Below are 11,825 nucleotides of genomic sequence, written 5' to 3' on the forward strand. Positions count from 1 at the left end.
TTTAAGCGATTTTTACGCTTAATACCGGAACCGGCGAATCCTCGATCACCTTTTGAGTATAATCACGCGTAAAAAATGCTTTTAACCCTTTTTTGAGCGTTGCTGTGATCACGATAAGATCCGACTTTTTCTCTACAGCCTTTCTAACCACTTCCCTGGCCATATCCCGAGCTACATTCAGTTCCTTTTCTACCTGAACATCATCTTTCGACATGAGTTGATCTGCCTTTTTCATCAGGGTATCGACAGTTTGTCTCTCTTCTTTTTTCATCTCCGGATTTTGAGTGCTAAACAATAAAACACTAGAGTTATTTTTTTTGATGATCGGCAAAGTAATGCCAAGTTTTTCAAGTCCGGCACGTAAAGGTCTTACGGGAATTAACACATTTTTGAAGTCGAGGTATGCCCGCTCATGTGGAACTGTGAGTATGGCACAGCCTGAATGTTCCAGAACTTTATAAATACTGTTTGTTTTTAAAAGACTAAAACCACTGCCTGAATGATTTTTCTCAATGATGATCAAATCACAATACAGGTCCTTTGCTTTCGAGGGAATGGTTTGATAATACGGTCCTTCTGCGGTGTGGTAAAAGCACACGATGTTATTCTGGGCCATTATCATATTAGCTTGTGATTCTAACCTGTTAAGGGTGGCGACCTCTGCCTCCAATACCATTTCAAGAATTCTTGGGTTTTTGCCAGGTGGAAAAACTAGATGGCTGTTTTCTTTTATATGCAGGAGATGCAGCACAGCACCATGTCTTTTGCACATCGCAATCCCTGTTTTCAATGCATTAGCTGCGGATTCAGAAAAATTAACAGGGATAATTATGTTTTTGAATGACTCTTTCATAATAAATCGTTTTGGTAAAAGACAATATGGACAATAATTGTGCAGAAAACGAAATTGTCTTCGATCTGTCCGTTTGTTGTTTTTATTCTAGGTAAGAAAATCCCCCTGGAGTATATATAAATAGTTTATCGGTTCATCTCCTTTATCTTCATTTAAATTAAACTGCTCGACAACAAAGAGGAGATTTGCCTAAAAATGGCTTCATCTTATTGTTTAAGTTTGTAGATCCATTTCAACACGGAAAAGCCAACAGCCCCCGCGAGCACGGAAGTGACTAAAATAACGAATTTAGCTTCGGTTTGGTGTGCTATGCTTTCATAGGATAGCATAGCAATGAATATAGACATCGTAAAGCCTATCCCTGCCAAAATCCCTAGCCCCCAGATCTGGCTCCATCGACTACCCTCAGGCATGCTTCCAAGTCCGGTTTTAACCGCTACCCATGACATTATGAAAATCCCTACAGGCTTACCCAGAAACAATCCTAAAAGGATTCCCATTCCCATATTCGTAAATAATCCACCAAACATCTCTATATTCAGTGCGATGTTTGTGTTAGCTAAAGCAAAAAGTGGCATGATCAGGAAGTTCACGGGCTTGGTTAAATGGTGTTCAAGGTTCTCCAGTGGTGAGGTTTTACTGTCGGGCGTTGTCGGGATTGTCAGGGCAGTTAAAACACCGGCAATAGTTGCATGAATACCCGAGTGATGAATAAAATACCACATAAAAAGCCCGGGAATAAGGTAGAAAAAGATATTTGTCACATTTAACCGGTTCAAAAGAATTAGAACGATCAACACTGCCCCCGCATACACCAGATAGTTATAATGTATTTCAGATGAATAGAATAACGCAATTACTAAAATGGCCCCAAGATCATCTACAATAGCAAGAGCGGTTAGAAAGACTTTTAGAGATGTCGGCACCTTATTTCCCAAAATTGATAAGAGCGCGATAGCAAAGGCGATATCAGTAGCCATTGGAATTCCCCATCCATTGGCAGTAGAAGTATTATTATTGAAAAGCGCAAAAACCAGAGCAGGAACAAACATTCCTCCAATGGCCGCAAATACGGGTAGTGCCGCCTGTTTTGGAGAAGCAAGCTCGCCCTCAACCAGCTCCCGTTTAATTTCCAGTCCTACTAAAAGAAAAAATACGGCCATTAAACCGTCGTTTATCCACATCAGCACGGGATATTCGAGATCAATATTTCCGACCTTTCCACCAAGAGGTAGTTTTAGAATGGAGGAAAAAGAATCCCCGAAAGGAGAATTGGCAATAATCAAACTGATTACCACACAAATAATTAGGATGATACCTCCTGCGGATTTAGAGGCGAAAAAATCTTTAAATGAATTTAAATTAATATTTTTCATACAATGTTTTTAGAGCATTCTGAGTACGAGCCGAAAAAAAGAAAGAAATAATAGTAATTGACTGATAACCGGAATTAACATCAGATCAGCATAGCATTTAGAACCTGTTAATAATTAATATATTAACAACAAAGAATTCAAATAATGATTTGTCTGCAGAAAAGAAAGATAGGGATTGTGTCAAAGCAGTATTCATTTGCTACAAGCTTTATAAAGCTGACAGCGTCTGCATAATTCGAAGAAAAGACAAAATGAAATGTTAAAAAGGGGAGTTCATCAATAATCTGGCTCAGGCTCGATGCTGCCTGCGTATTAGCTGGACCGGGATGAATATACGTGCTATAATCATCCGCACGCACTTTTTCCACCTGTTCCATTGACGAAAAGGAGGCTATTATCAGGCTTAAGGAAGTAATGAAAACTAATATAAACAGGCACTGATCTTTCATCGTTCATGGCAAAAGTAAAAATTCTGGTTAATAACCGAAAGTTAAAGGATGTATCTCCGGTCACTCTTTCGACTTAGCTTGAGGTCAAGCTAGCGGTCCTACTCTAAAGCGCCGTCCCTTCCGATGTCATAATTATTCGCTTTATGGTATTGTCACTATTATAGAATAAGCCGTCAAGGCAAACAGATCTTCGATGGCTTCCGCCATTTGTTAAACCGCCATTGTGATAGAAAATGAAGGACTTGCCTTTAATGTCGATGATACATGGGCGGTTTGTTAGGCAATTGCCGGCAATTTCATTTAAAATGCCTTTGAATTCCCAGGGACCGTGTATGCTGCGGCTCATAGCATAAGCTACTTTCTCAGGCATGCCATATCCGTACGACAGGTAATACCAGTCATTTCGCTTATGGATATGAGATCCTTCCTCAAATCCTGGCAAATCAACTTGTTTGATTTCACTGTCTATGCTGATCAGGTCATCGCCAAGCCGGGCATAATAACATTTTCCGTTACCCCAGAAAATATAGGCAGTTCCATCATCATCGATCAGAACCGAGGGATCAAGATTAGCTTTTTCATTATCGGTAGGAGGGACATCCTTGCTTGTGATCAAAGCTGCACCTAATGCATCAGTATACCCCCTTTCAGGATGGGAAGAAATTGCGACGCCGATGGCGGTGCCCTTTATTTCTGCATGCTTTACCGATACGTACCAGTAAAATTTTCCCGCCCGCTCAATTACTTTTGAGGCAAAAGCACCACCTGAAGCCCATTTAAAGTCTACTGCTTTTAAGGGAGAGGGATGCTCCTCCCAGTTTTTCAGATCTGCAGATGAGAAGCACAGCCATTTGTTCATTATGTATTCTTCCTGATCAGGTCCGGCCTCGTCGTGTCCCGTATATAAGTAAACTTTATCGTTATATACTACCACAGTAGGATCTGAAGTATATTTATGTTTGATAATGGGATTGCCACTTACACCAGGAACAGCGTTCTGGTTAACAAAAGCAGCCCCGGTACGGGCTGCACCTGGAAGTTGTTCATCCAGCGATCTACGGTAGCGTATACACCCTTCCATAAATTCTGACCATTCGGGAACTGTAATTTCGCCTGGTGTTTTTTCAGGCAAAAGTGACCAAAGTATGGGATGATGCCAGCAAAGCTCATGTCCGGTACTATCGCGGTGTTTTCTGATAGCATCCCTTAATTTTTTAACTTCCCCGATCAGTTCTTCCCGGGACAGTAAGTCTAGGTCTTTGTCGTTTGCAAACATTGTCAGAAATTTTGGGTGTCGGTAGATTTTAAAAAGGCTAACTCCTTTATCCGGTTTGTACCCCATTAGAAATATTTCCAGCTGCGGGTCTGCAGACATGAACAGTAGAGAAAGAGAATGGTTTATTTATTTGTTCTTCTTTGAAGACTTCGCAAACCGGATTATAGTCCAGGCAAAACTTTACGCAGTAAGACAATTCTTCCTCCCGCATATTTTCAGCGATCGATACATATAAATACTAGGAACACATACCGGCAAATAATCATATTAATAGGTTGTCCCGAAAGATTCGCTAAATTCAATTTGGCAGCTGTTTAATATAAGTTAATATTCTCTTAATCTAAATCGTGTATTTTTGTGCGGTAAGATAGTTTTAAAAAGACTTAGCCTTGCATCAGATAAAGGGATCAGATGGCAAACGTGTCAGAAAAGATAGATGAGGAATTATTTTCGTTAGTAAAGCAAGGCGATCACTCCGCTTTTCGGAGGTTATTTGATTCATATTGGGAAGAAGCTTATAAGCTCGTCTGGAAGAAAACAGGCTCTGAAGAAGAAGCCAAAGATATTGTCCAGACTCTTTTTATTTATATCTGGAATAATGCTGCTAAGATAAATCTCAGGCGTTCTTTTGAATCCTACCTTTTTGCATCGCTCAAGTATAAGATCATCAACTACTATGTAGCCTCGTCGAGGTATTCTTTTGCCGATACGGAGGAATTTCAAAACGACGTTAATTTGTCTGTTCTTCCACACCTGCCGCTAGAAACACGTGAACTGGAAAAGATACTTGATGAAGAGATTGACAGCCTTCCCGACCGGATGAAAGAAATTCTTCAGCTCTCCTGCAAGGAAGGGCTTTCAATTGCCGAGATCTCTGTAAAATTATCTATTGCCGAGAAGACAGTAAAGAACCAGCTTTCTTTAGGTATTGGGCGTCTCCGGGAATCTCTGATAGCCAAATATGACCTTTGGTTGCCCATTCTTGTTGTGTTAATAAAACGTTAACAATATTAAGATTCCATTAAATCGCATATTAGGCCGGGACAAATGAAGATTTTTCTTGCCATACGAGTGAGATACATTTTTACTCATGGACAGAAATTTATTCAGGTTGCTCAGAAATTACCTTTCTGGCAGTGTCACCGCCGACGACCGGGAGCATATCAACGACTGGTACAATCAGTTGGATAAGGCAGAAGCCCGGTTCAGAAATCCCTTTGTGAAGCGAAGGGTTAAACAAAACCTTTGGGAAAACATTCAGACAAGCACCGGAATTTTTGCAGCTGAGAGTCGCCAGATGTACTGGCAGGCAGCAGCAGCCATCATTCTTATGGTATCGGCGGGGCTGTTGTTTTTTTATAAGACACAGCATGGTTACCGCGAGCAGCAGATAGCCTATCGAACCATTACTGTACCTGCCGGTGAAACCAAAAACATTAAGCTTGCAGACGGATCAGAGATTTACCTGAACTCTGGTGCCGTATTCAACTATCCTGCCGCATTCGCTGATACCGCAAGGCAGGTTAGACTACTTAAAGGAGAAGCGTTCTTCTCGGTGGCGAAAGACGCAGACCGGCCTTTCCGCATCAGCTCAGGGAAGATCACAACAACGGTACTTGGAACAAGCTTCAACATACGTACATTAAAACGCAGCGGCCTTTACCAGATAAAAGTGATGACAGGGAAGGTGCGTGTTAGCGCTGGTGGCTCAGAATTGGCAACTTTAACAAAAAATGCAGGTCTTGAAGCCAATCTCATCAACGGGAAGAAGCTAGCCCTGATAAAGCATTCAGAATCGAATCCATCCTGGATGTCGGGCAGCGTTGAACTCGAATCCGCCTCCTTCCAGGAGCTCTCGGATGTAATGGAACTGTATTACGGCATTCAATTACAATCTGACGACGAGCATGTCCTGCAGGGTAGTTACTCTTTAAGTTTCAACAGAAAAGATAAAGCTGATACGGTGCTGGAAATCATCAGTTCCATTAAACGCATGCAGTACGAACGCAAAGGAAACCGGGTGATAATAAAATAAACAGCACAAATATAAAATGACCGAATTCTATAAGTCCTCTATTTTTTTCGTCAAATGCCGAACAAAATTTACCAGAACGATCACCATTTTAATACTACTTCTGTCTGTAACGGGCAAAGCAGCCGCGGCACGATATCAGCTTCAAACCAGGGTTACGATAGCATTCAATGGTGAACGGCTTAATGTAGCTGTGAAGATGCTGCAGGAAAGAACAAAGATCCGGTTTGCCTACGATGACAAGGGGCTTGCAGCTAAAAAAGCGCCGGTGATCAAATTCAGCAACCGGGAGTTATCTGAAGTTCTTCATCAATTATTAAGAGGAACAGGCTACGAATACAAGCTTGTTGAGGATAAGGTGGTGATCATGCCGAAGGAAAAACCAGAATCCCCAAACGTACAGGCCGGTGGCGACCCCGGCACCATTAAAGGCCGCATAGTTGAATTTGAAAGCTCGCAGCCCCTGCCGGGTGCCTCGGTTCGTATCCTGGAGCTGAACAAGGGCGTACAGTCGGACGGCGAAGGTTATTACCGCTTTACAAACATACCGGCAGGAAAATATACCCTCCAGGTTTCTTTTATCGGTTTTACTTCTGTAAAACTTCCGGTACTCATAAGGACCGGAAAGGAAACAACGTATGATATAAAACTACAGGGCTCTAATAATTTAAAGGAGGTAGTGATAAGCTCAATAAGAAAGAGCCGGGCTCCGGTAGCGCACTCCACTGAAATACAGGTGCTGGAGGAGGTGAAGCAGGCCTCCATGGTGGTGTCAGCTATCTCCTCCGAGCAGATCACTAAATCTGCCGACAGGAACGCAGCCGAAGCGGTTCAGCGTGTGTCGGGGGTTACAGTGGCGGACGACCGCTTTGTGATTGTAAGGGGACTGAACCAGCGTTATAATCTGACTTACCTGAACGACAACGTGGCGCCCAGCACAGAGGTTTACACCAGGGCCTTTGCGCTCGACCTGGTCCCCAGCCGTATCATCGACCGTATCATGGTGTTTAAATCACCGGCTCCCGAAAACCTGGCGGATGCCACGGGTGGTGTAGTGAAGATCTATACCAAAGATGCCAAAACGGTAAAGCACTTCGATATCGAACTGCAAACAGGCTACCGTATCGGAACCACGTTTAACAGTAATTTCTTAACTTACAAAGGAGGTAAGCTGGATTTTCTGGGCATCGACGATGGAACCAGGAAACTACCCTCCTCAGTGCCGGAATATGGAGACCTGAACCTGGCTCAACTAACGCCATCGCAGTATGCCAAAGCCTTTAATCCTACGTTGAGCTACCAGAAGACCAGGGCACTGCCTAATCTGCAGGTAACGGCAAATTATTATAATGCCTTTAAATTATGGGGAAGAACTTTGTCGTCGCTTACCTCCTTGAGCTACAAGAACGAAGCGCTGCAAACGGATGTTACCCGTCAGGAAGGGATCAATGAAGCGAATGCCACATCAACCGACCGGGCCAGTAACGATAACCGGAATATACAAACGGCTCAGCTGAATCTGCTTCAGAATTTTACTTACACTTTAAGGGACAGCAGTACTTTATCTTTTAAGAACTTTTTCCTGCAACAGGGGCAGGATGGTGTAATAGTTCGTGTAAGCCACCCCACACACCATATTCCAAATTCTAATACAGATGTTTACAATAAGGATAATATCCTCTCCTTCACGCAGCGGTTCCTGTATGCCGGCAATTTAGGCGGAACACATTATTTTGACCATGGCAGAAGTAAATTCCAGTGGAACGGTGGGTATACCTACAGCCGGTTGGAAACGCCCGATCAGCGGGTAATCAGGTTTACAGTCCCTGGCTCTGGTATTGCCATCGGAGATACCAGCCTGCAGTGGCGGGCCCGTGGTCAAAACCTCGAATTTACAGACAGTGATGATCCGATAGCTTCTAAGCTGGGCATGATCTCCCGCTTGTGGATGCGCAACACCGAAGGTAATTATAACGGCTCCGCAGACTACACTTTTAAATGGAAGCCATGGCTGGCCATTAAAGCCGGCACCTTTCATCATTGGAAGGAGCGCCGTCTGTACCGCCGTTTATTTACCGTACACGAAGGGGATATAGACAATCCGGAGAATACACGGATAAATCCAGGCACCAACCATTACATCGTGCCAAGGCTGAACCGTTACCGGGAGCAGGATATTGCCGGTGTTTGGAGCGAAGAATATCTGCGTGATGATTATGCGGGTATTCGTGTACACGACCGTACCAGTGGCAGTGATACCTACACCGGTACCGAGCAGAACAACAGTGGCTATATGGCTTTAATGCTTACTCCGCTTAACCGCAGGATCGAAGCCTACGGAGGTTTACGCTTTGAACACAACCGTCAGAAGATCGGTGCAGCTATTCCTAAACCCACTAGCCCCGGTATCAACATTCCAGTATTTATAGACAACCCAATGAATACCTGGCTTCCCTCGCTAAACGTATCCTGGCGACCTGATACCAGCTGGGTGCTGCGGGCAGCGTATGGTAAAACCGTTAACCGCACTGAATTCAGAGAGGTAGCGCCTTATTCGGAGCTTGACTTTGAAAACAACTTACAGGTAAGTGGTAATCCCGACCTGAAATCAGCTACGGTGAACAACTATGATTTTCGCGCGGAGTTTTATCCGCGAAAGAACACTAAGGGAGAGGTGATCAGCGTGGGTGTGTTCTACAAACAACTAGAGGACCCCATCGAACGTATTAATACGTCAAGCAGGATACTTACGCTTTTCCCGTCTGTATCCTACCAAAACGCAGCTTCGGCAACGATTAAGGGCTTAGAAGTGGAGATGAATAAAAAGCTGGATTTCCTGCCAGGCAAGCTGTTCCGGGATTTGTCGGTGATCGCCAATGTTACTATTATCCGGAGCGAAACGGTGAATGATACCACAAGCTCTGGTTCTCTTTCCTTTATGACTCATAAACGACCGCTGCAGGGCCAGGCGCCCTACATCATCAACACAGGACTGTATTACGACAACGCCGCCTGGGGAACTCGTATTTCAGCCATTTATAACACCAGCGGTACTAATATTTATGCTGCAGGCCGTGGTTACCGGGAAAACCCCAACATTATCGGTCCTGAATACAGAGGAAGCCTTATGGAATTGCAAAAGCATATGCTTGACATCGCCATATCGCAGCGTATCGTTAAGAGTCTGCAGGCTAAATTAAGTATTCAGAATTTGTTAGATCAGGAGTATCGCATTGCTGAAGATTACAATTTTACTAATAAATACGAGCCTGTTCGTGAGATTCCCGAGGGTGAGCGTACCGGCTCATCTGTTCGTGAAGGAGATAACATTTCTTCAAGGTTCAGGCCGGGCAGGTACATCTTTTTTAACCTTTCTTATTCTTTTTAACCTTACCATGAAACTGATGCTAAAAACAAACAAAGTAATCTGGCTAATCAGCTGGTTTGCCGGGCTGGTATTGCTCAGTGCCTGCAAGAAGGCCGAAAACTATTACGGTAAGCTGGATGCCCAACCGGAGATATTGCTGAACTATCAGCCGGTTTACGGCGTGGGTGACACGCTGACAATCGATGGCAGGCTGAACCCACAGGCAGATTTACGAATCAAAATAGGTAATGCGGATGCTAAGATTATAAGTGCCGAAAAGATCGAGTACAAAACAAGTGAATCGAGCGGGACAGTCTATGATGTTATTGACAGGGTGAAGGTGATCATTACCAGCCAAATGGGGCTTGGTAAAGATAAGGTGGTAACCCTTATTTCCGGTGGATCACTGGTTAAGGGTACCAGCATCCAGATCATTGAGAGCAGTTCAAGCGGCATTCTTCCATCAGCTCTGCAATTGGTTAAGCATGCTGATGCAAGGGCTGCGGGCACTGTTTATCTATATTGCCAGAACGGCAAGGGAAGCATCTACTCCTGGCGGTCTGATAAAAAGATATACAAGATCTCTAAGAATGGAAACCTGAGTGTTGTAATGGATGCAAGCACATTGTCTGATAGCTTTGGCGCTTTCCAGATCAGCACTTTTAGTGCGGGCGGCGTAGATGCCAGGGAACGTTACCTGTATTTTGCCGCAATTACAACTGATGGCAGTGCTGATAACGCTTCTAATGAGATTTATCGTTTGTGCTGTTACGATCTGCAGAGCGGCACGCTCACTACCCTCAATCGTACACTTTTTCCCACTGAGGCAAATCGTCGCACCACGGATGTCTATACTCCTTTTCAAGGGAGTTTGAACACTTCAAAGCTGATGAATATCAGTGGATTGTATCCCGGTGATGAGGGGAAGATCTATTTAACTATTTCTGAGTATGCACTGGCACGTATTGATAGCGATGGCAGGCTTAAATACCTGTTTCATCTCGGTGTGCGTTACCTACCGGTGATCTGGAACCCGCAAACCAATTCCAGCTACTCCAGCGACTACGTAAACGGACTTATTCCTGGCGTAGATGCAAACGGGCTATCTGTATTAGCTATATCACCGGAGGAAGATATCCTTTATTGCAGATCCGGTTCATCCGATATTATTCAATTGGATCTGCTCGACCAGGTACAGTTGTATCAGTTCTCGCCCGGATACGTCCGCACTGTTAGCGGAAATGAAACACCCTATATTTCCGGCTCATTTGATATCCTCACGGGTATAACAGACGGTTCAGGAGTGCCGTCTCTGTTTGGGAATATGCCGATGGACGGAGAAAACATCCTGATACTATACCACCAGCGCCTTGATAATTATCCAAACAATAAGTTTTACAGTCAATACCCGGCTTTTGGCCAGGTAAACTTCAGGGATCAAGCCGGTAAGCGCTACGCACCGGGTAAGCTAAAGCGCAACGGGTATACTATGAATACGGCCGACCTGATGCTGAATTATGATGAAGAAGGTATGATCTATATGACCGCCAATAACAAAGCTGTAATTGTAAAGACCACCAATCAATGAAAATGACCAGACAAATTTTGCCGGCAGCCATTATCGCCCTGGGATTGCTCGCAGGCTGTAAAAAAACAGATGTAACGGCAGGCGATAGCCAGGTGGGGTATATCAATTTCTTCAATGCCTCCGAAGTATTGATGCAGAATGCTGCATTATCACGCGACAACTTTATTATGATCAATGACACGGTTAAGGGTAAACGTCAGCCTCACTTTGCGGCTGATGGCGATATCAGGCAGTTCCCTTTTTCGGTGACTGCTAGCCAGTTGATCAATGAACAAATAGGAAATATCGGTGACCTGTTCTGGCTACCCTTGAAAGGAAACAACAGGTTTACTTTTACTTCTGTGGATAGGGTATTTCTGACCGATACCAGCCTGAATATTCAACCGGATACCTTTACAACGCTGTACCTGGCAGAAAGTCCGGTAGCCGATGACGCTTACGCATTTGTAGATGTACCTGTCGAGACCAAAGGGACAGCCGGAAAAGTAAGACTTCAGATCATCAACCTTTCGCCCGACCTGGGTCCCTTAAAAGCGTATTTGTTTGGCGCGTCCGCAACTCCGGTAGCTGCAGAACTACCTCAATCCCTCAATTTCGGGATGCATAGCAAGTACGCTGAGGTTGATCTGAATCTGGCGAACAACAAAGGCAACCTTCTGCTGAAGATATGCAGGTCAGGAAGCGAAGAGGTGTTAGTAAGCACCGCTGTTCCGGCAAAAAACCACGCAGTTTACACAATATTTGTCAGGGGTTTTTTGCAGTCTGCCACACGCCGGATTAAGAACAGCAATACTGCATATGCAGAAGTGACCATTACCCCCAACCTGCGCGCTACATTGCGCCGCACTAATTAATGTTCAGTCAATAAAATAAAACGATAAAAA

8 protein-coding genes are annotated in these 11,825 nt (G+C 44.1%); 5 read left to right on the forward strand and 3 right to left on the reverse strand.

All coding sequences use genetic code 11. The features are described 5' to 3' along the window. Position 1: 1 nt before the first annotated feature. From J3P37_RS14545 to J3P37_RS14555, 3 genes are all read right to left on the reverse strand, one after another. Positions 2–853, reverse strand: a complete 852-nt coding sequence (locus tag J3P37_RS14545) for a universal stress protein (protein ID WP_256012078.1) — start codon at positions 851–853, stop codon at positions 2–4. A 206-nt stretch (positions 854–1,059) separates the two neighbouring features. Next, complete coding sequence (gene nhaA, locus J3P37_RS14550) at positions 1,060–2,229, reverse strand: Na+/H+ antiporter NhaA (protein ID WP_256012079.1); 1,170 nt, start codon at positions 2,227–2,229, stop codon at positions 1,060–1,062. A 552-nt stretch (positions 2,230–2,781) separates the two neighbouring features. Beyond that, entirely contained in the window at positions 2,782–3,954 is a 1,173-nt protein-coding gene (locus tag J3P37_RS14555; protein WP_256012080.1) for a glycoside hydrolase family 43 protein, read from the reverse strand. 411 nt (positions 3,955–4,365) lie between these two features. Between J3P37_RS14555 and J3P37_RS14560 the strand changes: the two genes are divergently transcribed. From J3P37_RS14560 to J3P37_RS14580, 5 genes are all read left to right on the forward strand, one after another. Further along, positions 4,366–4,959 (forward strand): RNA polymerase sigma factor, encoded by a 594-nt coding sequence (locus J3P37_RS14560; protein WP_256012081.1) that lies wholly within the window; start codon positions 4,366–4,368, stop codon positions 4,957–4,959. A gap of 85 nt (positions 4,960–5,044) precedes the next feature. Continuing rightward, a complete protein-coding gene (locus J3P37_RS14565; protein WP_256012082.1) occupies positions 5,045–5,989 on the forward strand; it encodes a FecR family protein in 945 nt (314 codons plus the stop codon). Positions 5,990–6,005: 16 nt separating this feature from the next. After that, a complete protein-coding gene (locus tag J3P37_RS14570; protein WP_256012083.1) occupies positions 6,006–9,374 on the forward strand; it encodes a TonB-dependent receptor in 3,369 nt (1,122 codons plus the stop codon). A 7-nt stretch (positions 9,375–9,381) separates the two neighbouring features. After that, a complete protein-coding gene (locus tag J3P37_RS14575; protein ID WP_256012084.1) occupies positions 9,382–10,941 on the forward strand; it encodes a hypothetical protein in 1,560 nt (519 codons plus the stop codon). Between the two features lie 2 nt (positions 10,942–10,943). Continuing rightward, positions 10,944–11,795 (forward strand): hypothetical protein, encoded by an 852-nt coding sequence (locus J3P37_RS14580; protein ID WP_256012085.1) that lies wholly within the window; start codon positions 10,944–10,946, stop codon positions 11,793–11,795. The last annotated feature ends 30 nt before the right edge of the window (positions 11,796–11,825 follow it).

Source organism: Desertivirga xinjiangensis (assembly GCF_024436435.1).
GTDB classification, from domain to species: domain Bacteria; phylum Bacteroidota; class Bacteroidia; order Sphingobacteriales; family Sphingobacteriaceae; genus Desertivirga; species Desertivirga xinjiangensis.

What these genes read in the sequence shown, in the direction of transcription:
- J3P37_RS14545 (WP_256012078.1), bottom strand. Translation starts at nt 853, where the DNA reads ATGAAAGAGTCATTCAAAAACATAATTATCCCTGTTAATTTTTCTGAA.
- J3P37_RS14555 (WP_256012080.1), bottom strand. Translation starts at nt 3,954, where the DNA reads ATGTTTGCAAACGACAAAGACCTAGACTTACTGTCCCGGGAAGAACTG.
- J3P37_RS14560 (WP_256012081.1), top strand. Translation starts at nt 4,366, where the DNA reads ATGGCAAACGTGTCAGAAAAGATAGATGAGGAATTATTTTCGTTAGTA.
- nhaA (WP_256012079.1), bottom strand. Translation starts at nt 2,229, where the DNA reads ATGAAAAATATTAATTTAAATTCATTTAAAGATTTTTTCGCCTCTAAA.
- J3P37_RS14575 (WP_256012084.1), top strand. Translation starts at nt 9,382, where the DNA reads ATGAAACTGATGCTAAAAACAAACAAAGTAATCTGGCTAATCAGCTGG.
- J3P37_RS14565 (WP_256012082.1), top strand. Translation starts at nt 5,045, where the DNA reads ATGGACAGAAATTTATTCAGGTTGCTCAGAAATTACCTTTCTGGCAGT.
- J3P37_RS14580 (WP_256012085.1), top strand. Translation starts at nt 10,944, where the DNA reads ATGACCAGACAAATTTTGCCGGCAGCCATTATCGCCCTGGGATTGCTC.
- J3P37_RS14570 (WP_256012083.1), top strand. Translation starts at nt 6,006, where the DNA reads ATGACCGAATTCTATAAGTCCTCTATTTTTTTCGTCAAATGCCGAACA.